This is a genomic window from Dictyobacter kobayashii (genome assembly GCF_003967555.1).
Classification (GTDB): Bacteria; Chloroflexota; Ktedonobacteria; order Ktedonobacterales; family Ktedonobacteraceae; genus Dictyobacter; species Dictyobacter kobayashii.
Genome location: NZ_BIFS01000002.1, coordinates 1750429 through 1771199, shown reverse-complemented (window position 1 = coordinate 1771199; position 20771 = coordinate 1750429). Strand labels below are relative to the sequence as shown.

Annotated in this window: 16 protein-coding genes; 10 read left to right on the top strand and 6 right to left on the bottom strand. The window is 49.6% G+C overall.

The features are described 5' to 3' along the window. The first annotated feature begins 60 nt into the window (after positions 1 to 60). The 7 genes from EL645_RS34170 to EL645_RS34140 all read left to right on the top strand — a co-directional run bounded on the left by EL645_RS34170 (position 61) and on the right by EL645_RS34140 (position 6428). Positions 61 to 498, top strand: coding sequence for a hypothetical protein (locus EL645_RS34170; protein ID WP_126556919.1), 438 nt, complete (start codon positions 61 to 63; stop codon positions 496 to 498). Continuing rightward, complete coding sequence (gene lanM / locus EL645_RS34165; protein WP_161977922.1) at positions 495 to 2027, top strand: type 2 lanthipeptide synthetase LanM; 1533 nt, start codon at positions 495 to 497, stop codon at positions 2025 to 2027. Before EL645_RS34170 ends, lanM begins: the two co-directional genes overlap by 4 nt. Further along, positions 2006 to 2701: a lanthionine synthetase LanC family protein gene (locus EL645_RS44760; protein WP_161977921.1), complete on the top strand. Its 696-nt coding sequence runs from the start codon at positions 2006 to 2008 to the stop codon at positions 2699 to 2701. The genes lanM and EL645_RS44760 overlap by 22 nt, the downstream gene beginning before the upstream one ends. 10 nt (positions 2702 to 2711) lie before the next feature. Next, positions 2712 to 3356 carry a lanthionine synthetase LanC family protein gene (locus EL645_RS44755; RefSeq protein WP_126556916.1) on the top strand — a complete coding sequence of 215 codons (645 nt, stop codon included), beginning with the start codon at positions 2712 to 2714 and terminating at the stop codon, positions 3354 to 3356. A gap of 159 nt (positions 3357 to 3515) precedes the next feature. Further along, positions 3516 to 4781 (top strand): glycosyltransferase family 4 protein, encoded by a 1266-nt coding sequence (locus EL645_RS34150; RefSeq protein ID WP_161977920.1) that lies wholly within the window; start codon positions 3516 to 3518, stop codon positions 4779 to 4781. 410 nt (positions 4782 to 5191) lie between these two features. Continuing rightward, entirely contained in the window at positions 5192 to 5797 is a 606-nt protein-coding gene (locus tag EL645_RS34145; protein ID WP_126556914.1) for a glycosyltransferase, read from the top strand. A gap of 22 nt (positions 5798 to 5819) precedes the next feature. Next, positions 5820 to 6428, top strand: coding sequence for a glycosyltransferase (locus EL645_RS34140; RefSeq protein WP_161977919.1), 609 nt, complete (start codon positions 5820 to 5822; stop codon positions 6426 to 6428). Positions 6429 to 6539: 111 nt separating this feature from the next. On the opposite strand, the gene EL645_RS34135 is transcribed toward EL645_RS34140, so the two are convergent. The 4 genes from EL645_RS34135 to EL645_RS34120 form a co-directional block, all read right to left on the bottom strand. Next, positions 6540 to 7448 (bottom strand): hypothetical protein, encoded by a 909-nt coding sequence (locus EL645_RS34135; protein ID WP_126556912.1) that lies wholly within the window; start codon positions 7446 to 7448, stop codon positions 6540 to 6542. A 407-nt stretch (positions 7449 to 7855) separates the two neighbouring features. Beyond that, positions 7856 to 8773: a CPBP family intramembrane glutamic endopeptidase gene (locus tag EL645_RS34130; RefSeq protein WP_126556911.1), complete on the bottom strand. Its 918-nt coding sequence runs from the start codon at positions 8771 to 8773 to the stop codon at positions 7856 to 7858. Between the two features lie 251 nt (positions 8774 to 9024). Then, on the bottom strand, positions 9025 to 10431 hold the full coding sequence (locus EL645_RS41765) for a cellulose binding domain-containing protein (RefSeq protein ID WP_218032181.1): 1407 nt from the start codon (positions 10429 to 10431) through the stop codon (positions 9025 to 9027). 139 nt (positions 10432 to 10570) lie between these two features. Further along, complete coding sequence (locus EL645_RS34120) at positions 10571 to 12832, bottom strand: cellulose binding domain-containing protein (protein WP_246035665.1); 2262 nt, start codon at positions 12830 to 12832, stop codon at positions 10571 to 10573. 642 nt (positions 12833 to 13474) lie between these two features. On the opposite strand from EL645_RS34120, the gene EL645_RS34115 reads away from it, so the two are divergent. Further along, positions 13475 to 14263 (top strand): nucleotidyltransferase domain-containing protein, encoded by a 789-nt coding sequence (locus EL645_RS34115; RefSeq protein WP_126556910.1) that lies wholly within the window; start codon positions 13475 to 13477, stop codon positions 14261 to 14263. Between the two features lie 168 nt (positions 14264 to 14431). Continuing rightward, on the top strand, positions 14432 to 15106 hold the full coding sequence (locus EL645_RS34110) for a histidine phosphatase family protein (protein ID WP_126556909.1): 675 nt from the start codon (positions 14432 to 14434) through the stop codon (positions 15104 to 15106). Between the two features lie 1508 nt (positions 15107 to 16614). On the opposite strand, the gene EL645_RS34105 is transcribed toward EL645_RS34110, so the two are convergent. Further along, a complete protein-coding gene (locus EL645_RS34105) occupies positions 16615 to 18819 on the bottom strand; it encodes a tetratricopeptide repeat protein (RefSeq protein ID WP_126556908.1) in 2205 nt (734 codons plus the stop codon). A 42-nt stretch (positions 18820 to 18861) separates the two neighbouring features. Here EL645_RS34105 and EL645_RS34100 point away from each other — a divergent pair, with 42 nt between their 5' ends. Beyond that, positions 18862 to 19059 (top strand): hypothetical protein, encoded by a 198-nt coding sequence (locus tag EL645_RS34100; RefSeq protein ID WP_126556907.1) that lies wholly within the window; start codon positions 18862 to 18864, stop codon positions 19057 to 19059. Positions 19060 to 19097: 38 nt separating this feature from the next. Here the strand turns inward: EL645_RS34100 and EL645_RS34095 are convergent, their stop codons facing one another. After that, positions 19098 to 20711: a DUF6788 family protein gene (locus EL645_RS34095; RefSeq protein WP_126556906.1), complete on the bottom strand. Its 1614-nt coding sequence runs from the start codon at positions 20709 to 20711 to the stop codon at positions 19098 to 19100. Positions 20712 to 20771 lie beyond the last annotated feature (60 nt).

Here is a 20771-nt window from a genome sequence, read left to right as displayed (position 1 = left end):
ATAATAGGAGCTCATCTCAAGCGATATTGTCCGAATTTTTTGATGGGAATAGAAATTATCATGAAACAAATTTTGCAGACCAATGAGCAGCAAGATAGTTATAGTGCTGTGTGGTATCGAGCTTTGAGTTTAACTGAGCGCGCGATTTTGTTGCCTGACAATAGCCAGGACGTGTCGACAGCGACAGCAGGGTCGCAAAGCGAAATGGCTCGCAAACGCTTCCAGCGCTGGCAGGAACAGTCGCCTTTCTCCAGAGCAGACTACTTTTCCCAGCGCCTGGCCAGCGCTACCCTTACAGAAGAAGATCTACTAAACTTATTAGCCGAAACACCTGAAGCTCTCCAGGCGCGCCTGGCTAAAGCAACTTCTTTACCCTGGCTAGCCACGCTGATTGATACATTTAAACGTTACAGACCAGAACAATCGCTCTTACAAGCCTTCAAGCTCAAACAAAGACCAAACAATACCGGGCATTTCTGGATACCATTGAACCTTTGATCAATGATGGGCTGATACGTCTACAAAAAGGTATCCAGGAATTATCTCAGATGTATAACTACCTCCCATTCGATTCCGATAACGTGCTTCCTCTCCTCCTGGCACATATGCCAGATCGTTTGCTACCAAAGATGGTGAAGGCACTGGTCCTGGAGATGCACGTGGCGCGCATGCAGGGACGTTTGCAAGGTGAGACGGCGGAACAGCGTTTTCAGCATTTTATCCAGCAACTCAGTCAGCCACAGAACATGCTCCAGCTGCTTGAAGAATATGTGGTGTTGGCCCGGCTGCTGGTTGAAGCCATCGATATGTGGGTGGATTATGAGCTAGAGCTGCTGACACGACTCTGCGATGATTGGCCAGAAATTCAAGCCACGTTGAATACGCCGGATAATCTGGGATGGCTGGTTGAGGTACGCTCGGGACAGGGGGACACACATCGTAAAGGTCGTAGTGTCGCGATACTGGTATGGAGCTCGGGCTTCCACCTGGTCTATAAGCCGCGCTCATTGGCGGTCGATGCTCATTTTCAAGAGCTATTGAGCTGGCTGAATGAACATGGTTACCAGCCTGGTTTCCGCACGATTAAATCTGTACAGAAGGCTTCTCATGGATGGGTCGAGTTTATTGCACCACAATCCTGTACTTCACCAGAACAGGTGCAGCGCTTTTATGAGCGCCAGGGAGGTTACCTGGCTCTGCTACATGCACTGGCCGCCACCGATTTTCATGCAGAAAATATCATCGCAGCCGGTGAATATCCCATTCTGATTGATCTCGAAGCTCTGTTTCATCCCTATATGCGCAATGAGATAGAGTGGCAGAAGCAAGCACCAGCCGTGCGAGCATTGGATTATTCGGTGCTACGTATCGGTCTGCTGCCTCAGCGTATCTGGGGCAATGACCACAATGAAGGGATCGATATCAGTGGACTGGGTGGGGCCGCTGGACAATTGACGCCAACACCGGTGACACGTTGGGCGGATGTAGGTACCGATACGATGCAGATGCGGCTTGAACATGTAGAGGTTAAATTAGGAGATCATCGTCCAACCTTGAGTGATCAAGAAGTTGATACCCATGCGTTCCATAGCTCAATTCTTACTGGCTTTCGCACTGTCTATCAATTGTTGAGACAACATCGGCAGGAATTGCTCAATAAGGTACTACCACGCTTTGCCAATGATGAGATACGCTGCCTGGTCCGGGCTACTGGCTACTATGGTATCCTGGTCAGTAATAGTTTCCATCCCGATATCCTGCGCGACGCACTGGATAGAGATCGTTTCTTTGATCGTTTGTGGATCAATATTGAGCAAGATGCTCACCTGGCCCGCGTTATCCCACTGGAACACCAGGATCTGTTGAGGGCGGATATTCCTCTTTTTACAACTCGACCAGCCTCCACGATCTTATCAGCAGTCACGGTGAGGTTATTGCGGATTTCTTTGAAGAAACTGGCATGGATGTGGCTATCCGCCATATTCACTCTATGGATGATAAGAACTTGTCACAACAGGAATGGCTAATCCAGGCGGCTTTTGCCAGCCTTGCACCAGTGTTGGATCAGCAGGTAGTGCGTTCGGTGCGCCTGCATGCTACCACACAGGATGCAACGGTGGAGCAGTACTTATCACAGGCGCGCGCAATTGGGGATCGTTTAATTGCGACCGCCCTGCATAGTGCCGAGATGGTCGAGTGGCTGGAGTTGATTGAGGCGGGCGAACAGGAATGGCAGGTGGTGTTTACCGATGCGGATCTATACAATGGAACGGCCGGTATTACTCTCTTCCTGGCCTACCTTGGAAAGCAAACTGGCAGCGAGCAATATACCACCCTGGCCCGCAAAGCGTTCGAGACCACACGCCGGAAAATTCATAGCCATGCAGCACAAATAGATCTATACGGACTGGGGGCCTTTATTGGTCTGAGCTCGTTCATCTATCTACTCGCCCAGTTAGGTACATTGTGGGAAGATGACCAGTTATATGTAGAGGCGGAGTACCTTGTTCAACAACTATCACCTATCATTGCGCAAGAGACTGCATTTGATGTCAATAGTGGGACAGCTGGCTGTCTGTTAACGTTGCTGGCACTCTATAAAGTCAAACCGACCCAGGCCATTTTACAGGCCTCGATTGAGTGCGGTGAACATCTACTCAAACACATGCGTTCCACCCTGATGGGCAGGTTGGAGCACTGATGATAAGCAGGTGCCCCTGACAGGTTTTGCATATGGTAATGCAGGGATTGCGTTGAGCCTGTTTCAACTCTATGCGATCAGTAGTGAGCAGCGCTTCCTGACTGCAGCCCTGGCTGCGGTAGAGTATGAAACGGCCCATTATTCATCGCAGCAACAAAATTGGCATGACCTGCGCAACAGCAGAAAAAATACCAGAACCAACACTGAACAACCCAATAGCAATGAGGGAGAACCAGCGTATATGGTCTCCTGGTGCCATGGGGCCGCTGGTATCGCCCTTGCGCGCCTGGGTTCGCTGGCATCCTATCCCACCAACTCCATGTACAAAGAAATAGAGGCGGCCCTGGAAACGACGCTGGCGCATGGCTTTGGCGCGAACCATTCCCTCTGCCATGGCGATCTAGGCAATCTGGATATCTTACTCTCTGCTGATCAACTACTGGCCACAGATAAATATCAAGCAGATATTCAGCGCCTGGCTGCGATGCTCTTGCAAAGTATAGCTGAGCAAGGTTGGATCACTGGTGTGCCATGGGGACTCGAAACGCCGGGATTGCTGACGGGCCTGGCTGGCATTGGTTATGCGTTCCTGCGCCTGGCGGCCCCCACACAAGTTCCATCCGTACTTCTCCTCGCGCCACCCATCCAACAATAATATAGCTTCCAGACAGGAGTCGGGGGAATTCAAAGCTCCATCCCCGACTCACCACCTTTTCTTCCTATGCTGTTGTTAGCTCCATCTAGCTATTAGCGCTACTCATATCATAAATTCCACTAGCTCATGCGTTATAAGAGATGGAACACAGCGACACTTATGGTTGTAAAAGGTGGTGGTGGAATGCATATTCTTTTTATCTCACGTTATTACTATCCCGAAAAGGCGGCGGCAGCGGTATGTGTGGGAGAGACAGCTAAACGCCTCAGCAATTACGGACACAAAGTTACTATCCTGACGACATTTCCTAGCTATCCCACTGGTATCGTGCCACAACAATATCGCGGACGCCTGCTTCAAACCGAAAATATCGATGGGGTAGAGATCATTCGTACGTGGAGCTATGTCAGTCCAAATCGCGGCTTCTTTAAGCGCATCAGCTCCTATCTGTCCTTTGGTTGCCTGGCAGCTTTGCTTAGCCTCAAAGTTCTTGGCATACCGGATCTGATTATCGTTGAATCTCCGCCCTTGTTCAATGTGATCGCGGCCCACCTGCTAAACTGGCGCTACCGCATACCGCTGATCTTCTGGGTAGCGGATCTCTGGCCCGAATCAGCCATCCAGCTCGGCGCTGTACGCAATCCCTTTTTGATTAAGCTGGCCCGCTGGCTGGAGTGGTCAACCTATCGAAAAGCCAGACTGGTATGGGCGGTGACTGCGGATATGCGCTCTAAACTTATTCAGTGGGGATTGGCACCAGAAAAAATCTTTCTCATTCCCAATGGCGTCGATACAGCGCGTTTCTCTCCTTCCTCTCAGACTATGGCACGCCAGGAATTAGGGTGGCCGCAGGCCTTTATTATCCTTTACGCCGGTACGCATGGCCTGACCCATGGTCTCAGTACCATACTGGAGGCGGCGGACCGCTTGCGTGGCTATCCGGCCATTCGCTTTGTGCTGGTTGGCGATGGAGCAGAAAAGGCTGCCCTCCTGAGCCAGGCCCGTCATAAAGCACTGTCAAATGTGCATTTTCTCGATCCCCTTCCACATGAGCTGATGCCGACTGTGCTCGCAGCCAGCGATGTCTGCCTGGCCCATACACGCAAACTTCCCATCTTTGAAGGTATGTTACCGATGAAGATGTTCGAGGCCATGGCCAGTGGGCGCCCGTTAATACTGGCTCTCAACGGTGAAGCGCGCCAGGTTGCCGTGCAACAGGCACAGGCCGCCCTTTATTGCGAACCAGAAAACGCCGAAGCACTGGCATCAGCAGTCTATTATCTCTATACCCACCCCGAAGTGGTCGAGCAACTGGGTCGCAATGGCCGGACTTATGTAAAGTCTCACTTTGACTATACGCAATTAACCCATCAACTTAATGTACAGCTACAAAAATTATTACCTGAAACGATCCTGCACCATTAAACATATATATCAGACTATGTGGCCGGTAAGAGCACTCAAGCGCTTTTACGCTACTATCCACACGCTTATAACGCTATCTAATTTAACGTATACGTGTACGTATACGTTAAATTAGAGGCGAGGTCATGACGTACATATCCTCTCTGAGAGTGTCAGACTCTCATGATCATCGCCCGCGGCCTGCACGAGTTTTCGCACCTGCGGTGCTCAAAAAGCCGTTTCTATGTTGGTGCAACAGGGACGCATCCGCGCTCCTGTTGCACCAACATAGAAAGCCAGCGCGGCCGCGCATGCGGACGCCTGTGTGAGAGCGCTCAAGCGTCCCGGTAAGATAAGAGTCTGGCACATTCTTTGAGAGCTTATAAAATGCGAACAATCCCCCTCGCCGCAGGCGGGAAAGGAACAGACCGATGAAGATGATTTTTCCTGCAAATGAGAAAAGTTATGTGGAGGATTTGCAGCTTCCAGCTTCGCTGCATGTATGTGTGCATGTGGTCAGGGATATTCATTCCGATGTACGCCTGCAACGCAATGCTGGCACCCTGGCTGCTGCGGGCTGCCAGGTGACGGTGGTGGATGTCGCTACGACAAATCACCAACCACTACTTGAGCCATATACTTATCAAATTCAGCATATCGCTGTTAATCAACAATTTAAGCGTACACGCTTTGAGCAACATGGCTGGTTTAAAGCTCTTACTGTATTCATTCGTAGCACTATCGCCTTGTTGAAATTGTCGGCGGACATCTATCATGCCTGCGAATTAACTGCCTTACCCGCCTGCTACGTGGCTGCCCTGGTACGACGTAAGCCGCTGATTTTTGAGGCCTACGAGCTGCCACTGCAGGATATGCCTCTGGCGGCGATGAAGAAGAGTCGGCGCGTCTTTTATGCCCTTATGAAATGTTGCTTAAAATATATATTGCCGCGTTGCGCGGCTGTGATCACAGTATCACCTCCGATTGTGCAGGAATTACAGCGGCTATCGCATTCAACAAATTATCCTGTTACGTAATGTACCCATTTATCATACTACCGTGAAAACAAATAAGTTACGTCAACACCTGAATCTACCTAAAAATTCACGCATCGCCCTGTATCAGGGAAACATACAACCTGACCGTGGACTGGAGCGCCTGGTGCGGGCAGCCGCCTATCTGGAACCAGAGAATGTCATTGTCATTATGGGACAAAATATTGGTACGACGCGCATGGAACTGGCGCAACTCATTACGCTGCAACAGGTGCATGAGCATATCAAAATTATCCCGCCCGTTCCTTATAAAGATTTACTCAGCTGGACGGCATCGGCGGATATCGGCCTGACCATTATCCCATTGGATTACACGCGTAATATGCGTACGTGCCTGCCTAACAAGCTCTTTGAATATATTCAGGCCGGTCTGCCAGTACTCTCATCCCCTCTTGAAGCGGTGCGTGAGATCCTGACCACCTATGATGTAGGCAATATTGTGCGTTCAATGGACCCGGCTGATGTTGGGATGGCCATCAATACTATGCTCAGCCAGCCCGATGAGCTGGCCCGCATGCGCGCCAACGCTCTCCAGGCAGCCCAACAGGATCTCTGCTGGGAGAAAGAGAGCCAGAAATTGCTGCGCCTATATCAGCAATTTCTGGCCAACTAGCCATAAGCGTTGCCAGGTCGCTCAATATAAGGTCCTCATCCATGTCGTTTAGAAGGCAGTGGAGCTCAGAAACGATGACGTCCATCTTCCACGTGCAATATCGCTTATTAGCTATTGATTGTTAATACATGCTTGATAGCGCACCTGGTCCAGGTCAGTAAAGAAGGCGCAAGCATTAATGACATTAGGGCCTGCCAGCATATTCGAAACGGCGGGCCAGCCGGTGCTACCATTATAATATGCAGCGTTACTTGTGCTAGAAGGACAGTTCACATTCTGATTGACACTATAGTCTGTTCCAGGGAAACAGGTATATTCCGTCTGCTGCTGCGCGTTCTTGGTGATGTCCATGATAGCAACACCAGTGGCACGTGTAGAGGTGATAGTTGCTTCGGTCCAGTTAGCATTACAGCTGCTGGAATGTACATTGGCAACAGTGCCGATCACATATCCTTCATAATCGGTCACCGTGAGAGTCTTTGTGGTAATACCAGCCAGATTACATTTAAGTTGGGTGGGGTCCAGGCCATTACAGCTCTCGCCACCACACTGGGTTGGCACTGGCCTGTCAACCTTAATACCAGCACCACAATTACTCTGGCCACTAACACTCCTGCCAGGATTTCCAACGCCACCCTGACCGTTATTCCCGCCGCCAGCACTTCCTACACCACCCTGACCGCTGACGTTCCCTCCGGCACTTCCTACGCTACTCTGACCACTGACATTGCCGCCAGCGTTTCCAACGCCAGCGCCAGCGCCAGCCGGTACAGGTTGATGGTGATTGCCATGCGTGTCGGTCGGTTGCTGGTGATTGCCTTGTGTGTCGGTCGGTTGTTGGTGACTACCTGTATTCGTAGTACAGGTCGCGGTAGGTGTCAGTGTTCCTACATTGCCTCCTCCAGGATTCACAGCATTAGTTTGGGCCTGTGTAGTTGCATTATCAGCCAGCAAAAAGACGCTAGCAATAGAGACCGCAAAAAAAGCGGTTAGCAGAAGACGCAAGATTTTATTCTTCATATTGAACCTGCCTCCTGATTTTTAGTCATGTCATTTAACTAAACAGTAGCCTGCAAAAAATTGGGTTCTCCGTCCTTCCGGGGGAAGGACGGAGAGGGTGGGTGGCGAGGACACCTCGCGCTCCGTCAGGGGCTGCCGCCCCTGCACCCCGCTTTCCCCCTAAAGGACATAGGCCCCAAAATTGCAGTTGAAAAACTTATTCTACATTCTCTTATTCTAAAAACACATATCGATATACTCATACATACCAAAACAAATTATATACTAAATTACTCGTCCTGTGATCAAAAATATCGTCATTTTTAGCGACCTTTTAAGCCATTTAAATACATCCATGTCATGAATAATAATTAAAAGCCGCTTATATGCTATAAAGATAGGCGCTGATAAGGATGCAGCAAGGTAGCTTATTCTACGTAGCGCCGCCTTTTCCAATTACCTCTGAGAAAGAGCCAGGCCAGCACGACCATTAGGGCCGCAACCAGAATGCCGGACTCGCTTGTCCAGTGGGAGGTGTCGCCATCACGATTTAGAGAATTGAAGATCTCGACAATAAAGCTGTTCCAGGCAGCATGGAGAACGACAGACGGCCAGAGGCTGCCGGTTTGTAGGCGTAAACGCGCTTCCAGGCAACCCAGGCTGGTGATGGTGACCAGGAAAATACAGGCGGAGAGTACGACGGGCCATCCCATCACGGGCGCGGTCAGAAAGATCAGCGGCCAGTGCCATAGGGACCAGATGAGTCCACTCACCAGAACAGGCTGTGGTACTCCGGCGTCGATCAAGCGGGTCAGCATGTAGCCGCGCCAGCCGATCTCTTCGCCAGTTGCGTTGACAAGCTCGGCCGCAAAAAAGGCAACGATCAATAGCAGGGTGAGCGGCCAGGCGGCATGGGCTCCAAACAGCGTGATGGCAAAACCGAGGCTCACAGATGGTCGAAAAGGAATGAGCTGTGCCAACCCGGTTGACCAGGCCAGGCCATAGGCCACCAGCGCTACAGCCAGCGGCGCCAGTATAGCGACCGCAATCGCGATCCAGGTTCGGCGACCACCAAAATGGAAAGAGACATCGCGCCAACCTTCGCCCAGAATCAAGCGCGTCAGTATGGCCGCGCAACCTGGTGACCACATCAGGAAGAAGCTACTAATCACACTCTGCGTAGCCAGGGCGAACCAGACCGCGAGCCCGGAACAGATAAGCAGGAGAAGAAAGAAAAGGAGTAAACCACGGCGAGCAGCAACTTTAGGGGTTATGCCCTCATCGGTCATGGTCTGGCCAGTCTCACTGACCCTCAACGAGGGGCTACTTTTTTGTGGTAAGAGCATATATGCAAATCCTTTTGTGCAAGCGCGGTATCCACTTATATCTATTGTACCATAAGTTTTAAACAGCTATCATGGATATTATTCGCCCATAACCACCCCCAATCTACATTCCAGGCCCGGACAGTTCCCCTGTACCAGGGGCAAAAATAATGGTGAGCTGACAGAAAACTCCTGGTTTCCTGTCAGCTCACCATCGATCAAAAGGTCAGCGTCAGTATAGTGTCTATCTGCTCGAACTGTACACTGCCGTGCTAAGGTTGCGTGGTGGTATATGGAACGGTGACCAATGCGGATGAGCACGATGAGCCGCAGCTACTGGGATACGAGAAGTTATAGATGCGACCATTATTAATGGGCTGGTTCGAAGCATCAAAGACTTTGATCTGGTAATTATTCCCACCCGAGCTGGTTGGGAGTATGATATAATCCTGCCCCAGATCACTATCCATGGATGCATTGACCCAGGAGCCGTTCTGATAATATTCCACACCGTGAATGCCATTAGCCAGGTGATTGATTGAGATGGCAGACCAGTATGGACTGGCACCCTGCAAAAATCCAATCTGGATATCCCCGCTGTAGTTGGGCGCCGGAATGAATTGCCAGTTAATCTGTCGATTTTTCCAGGAATTGGGATACATGTCACCAACCGGTTGCCCGTTGAGGGCAAACTGATTCAGCGAGTTCTGTGCCAGGTCCAGGTGATTGGGATCGTCACGACACCAGGCGTTTCCGTCCTGACAACTATCGGCCACCAGCATGTCGAGTGTCGCACCATTATACTTATCCGTGATCCAATTTCCATTACGACAGAAAGGCATATTCTGGGCACCATCGTTGATGCCAGTACAGAAATCGCCAATGGTTACACGTACCCAGCGTCCACAATTAAGTCCGTTGCTAAACATGCCAATCTTACTGGCATCTTGCGCCCCGATAGGACGAGTGAGATATGTGTTGTAATCTCCCGGTGTAGTCTGCACATTCATGGCGACGAAATTCTGCGAGTCCAGGTTAGCCTGGGGCACACCACATCCACCATAAGGGGAGCCCAGCGCGGAGAACCAGGTAGCGTTGCCAGTATGGCTTCCAGTGAGCGTCAATGATGTGGGTGTAACGACCGGCACAAAAGAACCAGGTCCCGGTGTGGGCGTTGGCGTTGGTGTTGGTGTCGTTCCAGGTGTTGGTGTTATGCCAGGTGTGGGCGTTGGGGTCGCTCCGCTGCCTCCATTACAGGGATTGCCGTTGACGCTAAAAGAGGTGGGGATGGGATTACTGGCATCTGAGTTCGCGGAGAAACCTGGTACAACTGTCCCATTCACCGCAACGTTCCCATTATAGCTGGCATTCACGACCTTTACCTGCTGTCCGGACTGGGTAAAAGTGCCGTTCCACCCCTGCGTGACAGTCTGGTTGCTAGCTGGAAATGCAAAACTGAGGGTCCAGTTCGTCCATGCGCTGGCGCTGGTATTCTGAATAGTAATATTTGCGTTAAAACCACCTGACCACTGATTGGTCACGGCATAAGTTGCCTGGCAGTATGCCGCTGCGGCATGTGTGACCTGGAGGCTTACAAATAAAACACCTACCAGGCAACAGGTTAGCCAGATAGCCAGGGTACTGACGACGAAGCGAATAGATTTTCTATCTTTCATCATTTCTCCTTACCAGGAAAATGAAACATTATACTGTACAAGCGACGAAGGTATTGAGATACTTCAATAGTTGGCAATACCTTCATCGCTGTCCAACCCGCCTTTACTATGAGTTCCTAGACCTCATATGTTGGGCGCGGGATTACGATACTGTGCAGGATGATCCGTTGAGTGTAAAGGCTGTGGGATTATTATTGTTGTTAGTAAAGGAAGCGCTAAAGCCAATACTGGTCGATGCCCCCGCAGCAATCGAGCTGTTATAGCTGGCATTTGTTACCGTCACCTGCGCTCCTTGCTGGCTAAAGGTGCCATTCCAGCCGCTGGTCACCTGTTGGCCGCTCGGGAACGAGAAGACCAGGGTCCAGTTGTTGATGGTAGTTGAACCTGTATTTGTAATGTTTACATTGCCGTTAAAACCACCTGACCACTGATTGGTGATACTATAAGCAACGCTACAGCTACCTCCAGCAATCGGTGTACTGGTTGGCGTTGGCGTGGGTGTCGGCGTATTGGTTGGTGTCGGCGTGGGTGTATTGGTTGGCGTGCTGGTCGGGGTTGGTGTCGGCGTACCAGTGGTGCCACTTCCGGTATAGGTTACCTGCGCGATCTGAGGATCCCATGCATTAGTGGCATTGGTAGGAAAGACCACCTTCACATAGTTCGTTCCATTGGGCACGCTCAGTGTGTACTGGATGTGTGTCCAGTTTCCACCCAGATTGCTAACCTGCGGGCTAATTGCAGTATAGGTCTTATTATCTGCCGAGACAAAGAATTGGAAGTCGCTCACCCCTGTCTGGCCGGGCCAGAAGTAGGTATCGGCCTGGAACGAGGTCATGCCACTTAATTGCCAGACCGCCCACTCGGCTGAGGTGGCGCTACGCGTCAGGCGCGACTGGTCGTTATTAAAGTATTGGGTATTGGTCCCATCAAAGGTTAGATTGGCTGAATGGGCGGCAATATTGCTAAAATCGTTGAGGTTATCAACAACGGTCGTGCCAGATCCGCCGCCACCACCGGAGATGTTGCCGACGCCAACCTGCCATATCAACGAGTAGCTACCCGCTCCACCAGAGAGATTGTAGGCGCGCGCTCGATAAAAGATTGGGCCACTACCAGGCTGCGATGAGTCGGTCCAGGGTGCGTTGTTATCTGTCACACAGCGATTACAGACGACGGTCCAGGGACCATTGCTGCTGCTCGCACGTTCGATTGAATAGGTATCGCCACCGGCAGAACCACGCCAGGCAATCTGGTTTCCCGACACACTGGTAATCAACGGAGCCGGAGGAGTGCCATCGGGCGGCACGGAGCGCCCTTGCATCTTGTATGCGTGGGTGCGCAGGAGTTGGGCCGCCGAGCGCATATTTGAATCATCACCAGGATAATGCAGGGTATAACCATCGTTGTGCTGTACATATCCAGATGTGTCGGCATGCGGGAAAAGGGACCAGAAGGTGTCACCGGCGGTATTGCTGTTCTCTATATCACTCAGGAAGGTGTTGAGGGGATCGCCACTATTCCAGCCGTATTCGCCAACGTAGAATACTTTGCCAGCAGCGCTTACAGCCTGGGCGTACGATTGCAGCCAGGAGACGCTCATTGGATAATAGTGCATGGTATACATGTCAACGTCGGGCAGGGAATATTCTGAACTGGCTGGCCCGCTATGACCATCAAGTACGAGGTGATTGTGATCAACACTTTTGATATAAGAAGCAATGGTTTCGGTCCAGTTATCAGGAGGGATAATCTCATTACCTGTCTCCCAGGCCATGACGGTGGGATCGTCCTTCCAGGCAACTCCGGTATAGGTATTAACATGATTCAATAAGGTGCTGATATATTGCTCGAAGTCTCCGATGACGGTGCTGTTCGTATAAAATTGATTCTCGTCCGAGATACCACGCCAGTCAGTGAAGTTGTGCTTTCCACCATGAAAGTAATGATAATTATCAGTGAAGGGGATAATTAACCGAATGCCATGGTCACCTGCCGCTTTGATGGCGTAATCCATATGCTGTAAAGCGGTTTGATTGAATACGCCCAGCGAGGGTTCGACGCAGAGGCTACAACCAGTAGAGATGCCCAATGTGTGGGAACGTACGACGTTGGCTCCCATCTCTTGCGCGGTGGCCAGTGCATCATCGACACGAAATTGCGTGGGATAGTTTACCCCACCAACGTTTTCATCGAGCCCCAGCCAGTAAATATTGGTGCCCGCGAAACGAAAATTACTACCATTTAACTGCAAATGCGAACCAGAGCGCGTTACAAATCCGCTGATCGAGGCATGGGCAGTAGAGGTTCTGGCAGCGGGGAGCAAAAAGAGTAGTGAAAGTACGGCGGTAAATACGACCATACCCGCTACCAGCAAACGTGTAAGGCGGTTTGTTGATCTCCTCATCAAAACGATTCCTTTCGCATTATCAGGATAACCCGTCATCGGGATAGCTGATAACTATTCTTCCAGATATTCATGTGTATTTGCGGTTCGTTCATTGAACCAGCCACAGCATTGGCGGGGTTCCGTTCATGAAAAATGGCTATCTCCATGAAATTCCATAAATGCTTCTATGGATATCTTTATACATCTTTATATCCTCGCTTATCAATCCTTTTAAGGGTGAATTTCTATGCAAAAATTATTCAGTTTTTGTTCAGGCATAAAAATTACTCCTGGTCCTCTTTTTATTCATTCATTGAATAATTTGCATTTATTCAATGAATGAATAAAAAGATCATGTTGCGCGCACACGTACCACGCCTGAGCTGTTCTTATGATGTGGTGCGGAAATATGCATGGAATGGCTGGCCAGCCAGGAGGCGCTGACGCCCCAATCTATCTTTTATATGTTGTTGCAAAAGGTGCGCGTTTGCGCATCTTTTGCAACAACATATAAAAGATATGATGAGCGCTGCAAGCGCGAACAGTCAGGGGCCGCAGGCACGAACAGCATGAGGCAGCCAGGTGATAGCATATATCAGAATCAGGCTGAGAAATTATTTTGTGTATGCTATTTATGAAGCGAAGAAGAGGACCTGCAACATGGATTATGTGCATAAACTTTTTACAGATACGGTAAATGCATTCAGTCAGCGTTTAGAGGTACAGGAAATTCTGGCTTTTGGTTCTTTCTGTCATGGCAATTATGATCAGTATTCAGATGTAGATCTACATGTTGTGTCGGCGGATGTCCAGCAAACTATTGAGGAACTTCAACAAATACTGGTCCCGGTAGGTGATATTCTGCTACAGTATCCTCTCCGCATCGAATCCGGGGAAGCAGCTTATACACTGCTGTTTAAGAATTATCCACTCTACCAGAAGTTAGATGTGACTATTTTAAGTCCTGTAGCAACAGTACCCTTTGATGGCTATCACAGTGTTTATCAAACCAGTTTACCGCTACTTTATAATCCTACTGATTTTCTAGCCCCCAGATTAGAAGAACCAGCACGGACCCTTTATAATTATTATCTGGGCGCGTTACGCTATGCCAAATATCGCCAGCGCGGCAAGCATTTTAGCGCCTATAAATTTTATCGCTCTCAGGTCGATCGTTACCTTCTACAAATACACCAGCAAGTGACCGGAAAGGCAGAGCCAAAACTGGGCATCCTGGAGTATCAGGCATTAGATAAAGAGCCGGCAGCCACGGATTGGAGCAGATATCTCTATCCATATAGCGCTGCGAACATGAATAGCCTGTACGCCGAATTGCTCCAACGTATGCTCGACGATGCCCTACCAGCCCTCCCTACATCCCATCGGGCAGCCATACAAACGATTCATGCATTTATTCAACAAGAATTGCGGATCAATCATCCGCTGTAAATTCTATCTATCGCACCCAGGCCATTCTATGTGCCCATCAGGCAGGCCTGGGTTACCCATCCCGGCGACATACAGCTCCAATCATGTGTTATATTGAAGAGGATTATTGCAGCACCGGGGGTGAGATCCGGTGTTTTTCTATGTGCACTAAAGGAAATAATTAAAGGTATGTCTAACAACAGAACCATTCTTTATATAACCCGGCATGGTCAGACTCAGTGGAACGCTGAACATAGGATGCAGGGCCATGCGGATGCGCCGCTAACCGATATGGGTGTGCGGCAAGCAACGTGGCTACATGATGCCTTGCTCACGGTAGATTTCGCGGCCATCTATGCCAGTTCCAGCATGCGTGCCTATCGGACGGCGGAGATTGTTCGTGGCTCTCGTAACCAATCTGTCATCGCCAGCGAGGATCTAAAAGAGATTGGTTTGGGCACGTGGGAGGGCCATCTGACCACTGAGTTGGAGCAGCAAGAGCCGGATGAGTTCTTTGCCTTCTGGAATGCGCCCCAGCTTTACCAGGCCCACAATGGTGGCGAGACCTTCGCCCAGGTGCGTCAACGTGTGCTCCCCAAAGTCGAAGAGCTGGTCAACCTCCATACAGGCCAAACCATCCTGCTCGTCACCCACGCGGTAACCCTCAAAACCATCCTAAACGACTTCGGGCAGCGACCCCTGACACACTTCTGGGACCCACCTGTGATCCATCCAACCTCGCTCAGCAAAGTCGTCATCGAGGACGGTGTACCCACCATCGAACTCTACGCTGACGTCTCCCACTACCAGGTCCCACCATCTTCGCCGCTGCTCGAAAAAAGCGCCCACGGCCCCCGACCTTAAACGGCTAACGCATGGATGCGGGCTCAAGATCCGCATCCACGCAAAATAGCTATCCTGATACCACAATCAACACAAAAACGCCCCCGCAATTGCGAAAAGGCCCCCGAAACACGAAGCGATACCCACCATAACGGCAACGCCCCCCAACACGAAACGATACCCACCATAACGGCAACGCCCCCCCAACACGAAACGATACCCCGTAGGCGGCATAGCACTGCGACCCATTCAACCCTACCCACACGAAAACTCAGCAGTGCGGCCTTGTGCATGCCGCTTACTTCGCGTACGAAATGCCGGCTACCATAGTACGAGACGCTGGCTACCATATTATATTATTCGCTCACGAAACCATTTCATACACGTTTCTTAGGAACGGGTGATACGCCAACTGGGCGGCATGCCCAAGGCCGGATTACTGCTGGTTTTTTCGCGTTGCCTGGGTGATAAGGCCGTAATCCTATGCCGCCTACAGGGTTTCGTTTCGTGTTAAGGGGACGTTGGCGTTATGATGGCCACTTTTTCGTGTTTCGGGAGCTTTCACGTCATGATGTAAGCATTTGGCGTCCCGGAGTTGGGCCAATTTAAATGCTCCTCGCCCTGCCAGCTGAAGTTTTGCGTGTAGAGATCCTCGCCAACCGCGACCACAACCACGAAATTGACACCCTGTTACTCCTGCTCGTCGACGACAAACAACGAGCCCAATCTACCCCATCCACCAAAACAGTAAGAGGCCCACCTTCTAGATCAATCGATCACGGCGGGCCGCTTCATCTATGGCTATGTATTTATACTTCTTGCTAATCAAAATGAGACATCTGAAACGCTCCTTTCAACTTAATACATGATGACCGCAAATCGTCTTAACAATAAGACCGCTTGTCCGGTATTACGTATGTGAGCGAATATTAATCTCTCTTAGAAGTATGGAAAAGCAACACTTGGAATAATATGGAGTGCTTGTCCAATATTAATGTGAGCGACACTAACTATAATGAAGGCAATTAAAAGTAAAGTTAACACGATTAGAGCAATAAAAGTCATCATCTGTTTGTTACGAATTGCAAGCATCATGTTTTTTCCCTTCCTTGTCAAAGTTTCTGTTTAGTAGCTCAATAAAAAACTATATGAGTGTGTAAATCCTTATAAATTGCTCTGTTAGAAACACGCTCATAAGTTTTGCTTTCTAAACAGCGTCTACATCATCTTGTGATTAAAATATACACGACTCTATGAAGAAACATGGTCAATATTATCCATGATCCTCAGTATTGCCTCTCTATCAAAAAGACAAGAAGAACACCTTAATTGGTTGAGGGTTTCAAAGGTAGAAGGTGGTCATACAAATTTGGGGTAGGGATACCAAAATGAGGTGGACATCACAAAATTTTTGGATGTTGCATTACCTGAAATAAGAATCATATAAGGAGCGATATGCATATCGCTCCTCAATTTGTCTAAAAATCAAAGTGCACACTGCTATACTGCTTTGTAAGTATCTCCACGAGTCACTTTGTATTCCCAGGATTTTTTCCTGCTTCGAGACAATATGTTGTCATATAATGATTAGACTCCTCTAAATCCAATTCCGCATCACTGGATTCAAATATCCGAGCAGACTCATTTAAATACTCCCTCCCTTTATGGAATTCAATCTCGCTTATTCTATATAGTCTTAACAAAAATAGGCCATAATCTCGCAATATTCTTCCGTGATATAGTCGCATACTACTTTTACTAATAAATTTTAACGCTGACTCATAACATTCAATGGCTTCATAATGCTCTTTCTTTATTGCAAAAACATTTCCAAGAGCATGCTGAGAACGAGCAATCAACCAATTTAATTCAAAAAAATTTGCTTCTTCTAAAGCTTGACAAGCCTGAATATATGCACCTTCAATATCGCCAAGCTGCAAAAGAGCTTCAGATAATCCTAATCTACTTTCTATCTTTGTTTCTGCTTCTATTCCTTCTAATTCCAACACATGTTTAAAGGTTTTCTTTGCTTTTATAAGCGTTTTTTTATTTTCAATACAATTTTCATCGATTTGTTTTTCTATTTTTGATCTTCTAGACTGTACAAGTCGAAGATAACCTAATATTACCAACGATAAACCTGTATAAATTACCATACGAGTTTTTCTTCCATTGAGTAATGCCAGATAGAGCGCTTCTTTGGATGATTTGATATTGCCCTTTTCAAGAAAGGCCAATGCTAGATAATTATAAATGATGCAAACTAATGATTGATCATTTATTTTTTTATTTAAATCTGCAACTTCTTCAATTTCTTTTACTGCTTCAGACAGATTTCCTGTTCGCGTATCAACAATCCCCATATTTAATTTATTAAACATTTCCAAGAGCAAATCGCCTATAATTTCAGCAATACTTAAAGATCGGCGAAAAGCTGCTTGAGCTTGTGAATAATCAGCAGTTCTTAAATATAAATCACCCATATTACAGCTGATGATAGCAATTTCCCTCTGAGAATTATAACGCTCTGCAATAGAAAGAGCTTTATTAAGATAGAGCAGTGCTTCTTTAACATGGCCACTGGACGCCTCAACGTTACATAATAAAGTATAAATTCTCACCACGTCGACAGAATTCTGCTCTAAAGCCCTCTTAGATAGAGATAAATAAGATCGATTTTTTGTTTCTATTTCTTGGTTGTCAAGTACTTCATATAACATATTCAAAGCTGTATTTGCAGTCTCTTTAGTTTGGTTATAATTACCTTCTCTCCAAAGCACATAACTTTGCTGTAATTTTATTTTTGCCCATACTATGCCAGTCATAAGATCAGCATCTATCAACAATTGAGATGCACGCTCCATATAATCTCTACATTGTACAGTTTCTCCCTGGCTATACCAAGTTACTCCAATCTCCCATAAAAGCATAGCTTGTACCTGTGCTTCTTGTTTGCTTTCAACTGAGCTAATATTACGATGATTAAAATGAATCTCTAATGCTTGAGTAAAATAATGACGTGCTTCTTCAAACTCACCATTAATTCTTGTACATTCACCAAGGCGCTCTAAAAGAAAAGACACACGCTGCCAATCTGGATAATTAATCCCCAAATTATCAAAAGCAATACGATAATATTTTTCAGCTTCACGATATGAAGAAAGAACTGAGGCATTATTCCCAGCTAGTTCAGCATATTGAGCAATAATTTGACTATCCGCCCCGCCTTTTACAAGATGATTAGTAATAGTAGCTGCACCTTTTTCTTCGTTATTTTGGTACATTTTTCGAAAGACTTCGGCGGCTCTCCTATGCTGGCTAGCACGTCTGGCTGCTGATAGGCGGTCATAGAGATAGTTTTGTAGCAGGGGGTGCCAGAAGTGGTAGGTGATTTTGGTGCCGGTGCCTTCTTCGGTGAGCATGCCGGAGGTGAGGGCTTCTTCAAGCAGGTCGAGGACGATGTCTTCGTGGTTGGGGAGCTGCGATTCCATTTCGCTGATGACCTGGAATTCGAAGGAGCCTCCGAGGACGGCGGCTTTGCCGAGTAGTTGCTGGCATTTGTCGCTCAGGCGGGCAAGGCGCAGCGCTAGCACGGCGTTGATGGTATCGGGCAGGTTGTCATTGCTGGCCCTTGTGAGGGCTTCGGGGGTGGGCAGGCTTTCGACGACGCTGCGGGCCAGCTCTTCGGCGAAGAAGGGGTTGCCGCCAGCGCGACTGGTGATTTTCTCGACCATAGGCTCGGGGGCGTGCGAGACCTGGGAGACGAGCGAGGTGATATGTGCCTCACTCAAGAGTTCCAGGGAGATGGTTTCGACGGCATTCTCACGGCGCAGATCGGTGAGCAGCGGGCGCAGCGGGCTATTCTGCTCCAGTTCGTTCTCGCGGCAGGTGCCAACGATGGCGATAGGATAGCCATAGGTGCGGCGAGCCAGGTAGGCAAGCAGCTCACAGCTACTGCTATCCGCCCACTGTAGGTCGTCCAGGGTGATCAGCAGCGGGGTGCTCTCGCTGATCAGGGTGAGCAGTTCACGGGCCGCCTCCAGAGGCGCAGCTGTTCTTGCTCAGGAGAGAGCGAGGAAGGGAAGTTGACCGTCGAGAGGAGCTCATTGATTTCTGGCAGCAAAGTACCCAGCGGCTGGAAGACCAGCGGCCGCCGCTTGACCTCCTGGCGCTGCCAGACCCCTTGATCCATAGCTTTACGCAGCACTTCGGTCCACAGGCGATAGGGGATAGTACCCTCCTGGGCATAGACGCGGCTCCATGCCACGGCCCAGCTTCTCTTTTTGGCTTCGCGGCCCAACTCTTCCGCCAGACGTGTCTTGCCGATACCGACATCGCCCATCAGGAGCACACACTGCGGGCGGCGATTGGGGTCCAGCGTAGCCACGGTCGAGCGGCGCTGGGCGCCCAGGCGAAAACGTGCCGTCTGCTCAGTCGTCGCCAGTAGCTCATGCAGCCGCTCTAGCTCCTGCTGGCGACCAACCAGCGGACTCTGATGGCTACGGCCAATCTGCACCGCCGGCGTCTCAACCACGACTCCCGGATTACTACTATTGTTCGCCTCGCGTTTGGCATTCTCGGCTACCGCAGCCTCATTGGCCCGAGCCTCATTACGGCCGCGCCGCAGATCATCATAGAGCTTGCGCGTATCCGGCAGGGGCGCGATATTGTATTCCTGATGCAGCACCGTCGCCAGCTTCTTATAAGCACGTAGCGCCTCACCGCGACGGCCCAGCTTCTCCAATACCACCATCAAGCGCTGCACACCAGCCTCATTGGTAGGATCTACCGAAATCAATTTATCCAACGGATCAATCGCATGCACCAGGGCATCCCGATCGATCATCAGATCGGCCAGTTCTAGCAGCAGACCAATCCAGCTACGCTGCAAAGACTCACGACGGCCACGCGTCCACTCATTGCGCCGATCTTCGGGCAAAAACTCACCACCATACAGGCTAGCAGCCTCTTTCAGCAGCTTCTCCTTTGCCCCAAGGTCCTCCCCATCCCTGATCTCATGCGCCCTGGCCAACAATTGCTCAAAGACATCGGCATCCACCCAGATCTGTGAGGAATCCGCCAGCGTTAAGACTTCACGCTCGGTCAACAGCAGCGGAGAAGTCGCCGGACGATTGCGACCCGGCTCAAAGACCTGGCGCAGGCTATACACAGCGCGATCCAGGCGACTACCAGCGGTCTCAATATCCAGATCCGGCCAGAGCGCCTCCGTGATCTGCTCACGCCCCAGTTTGCGTCCTCCCACACTCACCAGGCAGCCCAGCAAGGCCCGCACCCGTTGATGTTGCCACGAAGCATCGGTCACCGTCTGCCAATCCAACGGATCGCGCGGATCGCGCCGCTCCAGGCGGAACTGCCCCAGGGTATAAATACGAATGACCGCTTGATCCTTCTCATTTGTCTGCGCAGGAGATGGCGGTTGATTTCCCAGCATCGTCGCTTCCGCCTCAGCCGGCAAGCGCTTTCCAATATAGGTACGGCTCGTACGCCCATCTACCGTCTGGTAAGCATACCAATATGGGCCATGCCCGACCCCTTCTCGGCAACGCTTACAGCGCGGCTTGCCACAATAACTGACCTGCTGGTGATAAGTAACCTTATTATTCATCGCACATACTCCTGAGTTCACCGCCCGAAAGTCCTATAGCTAAGGTCTTCTAGTTTCAAA

Coding starts and splice junctions, on each gene's coding strand:
- EL645_RS34170 (WP_126556919.1), top strand. CDS start 61: ATGAAACAAATTTTGCAGACCAATGAGCAGCAAGATAGTTATAGTGCT.
- EL645_RS34150 (WP_161977920.1), top strand. CDS start 3,516: ATGGTTGTAAAAGGTGGTGGTGGAATGCATATTCTTTTTATCTCACGT.
- EL645_RS34145 (WP_126556914.1), top strand. CDS start 5,192: ATGAAGATGATTTTTCCTGCAAATGAGAAAAGTTATGTGGAGGATTTG.
- EL645_RS34135 (WP_126556912.1), bottom strand. CDS start 7,448: ATGAAGAATAAAATCTTGCGTCTTCTGCTAACCGCTTTTTTTGCGGTC.
- EL645_RS34130 (WP_126556911.1), bottom strand. CDS start 8,773: ATGCTCTTACCACAAAAAAGTAGCCCCTCGTTGAGGGTCAGTGAGACT.
- EL645_RS41765 (WP_218032181.1), bottom strand. CDS start 10,431: ATGATGAAAGATAGAAAATCTATTCGCTTCGTCGTCAGTACCCTGGCT.
- EL645_RS34120 (WP_246035665.1), bottom strand. CDS start 12,832: ATGAGGAGATCAACAAACCGCCTTACACGTTTGCTGGTAGCGGGTATG.
- EL645_RS34115 (WP_126556910.1), top strand. CDS start 13,475: ATGGATTATGTGCATAAACTTTTTACAGATACGGTAAATGCATTCAGT.
- EL645_RS34110 (WP_126556909.1), top strand. CDS start 14,432: ATGTCTAACAACAGAACCATTCTTTATATAACCCGGCATGGTCAGACT.
- EL645_RS34105 (WP_126556908.1), bottom strand. CDS start 18,819: ATGGTCGAGAAAATCACCAGTCGCGCTGGCGGCAACCCCTTCTTCGCC.
- EL645_RS34100 (WP_126556907.1), top strand. CDS start 18,862: ATGTGCCTCACTCAAGAGTTCCAGGGAGATGGTTTCGACGGCATTCTC.
- EL645_RS34095 (WP_126556906.1), bottom strand. CDS start 20,711: ATGAATAATAAGGTTACTTATCACCAGCAGGTCAGTTATTGTGGCAAG.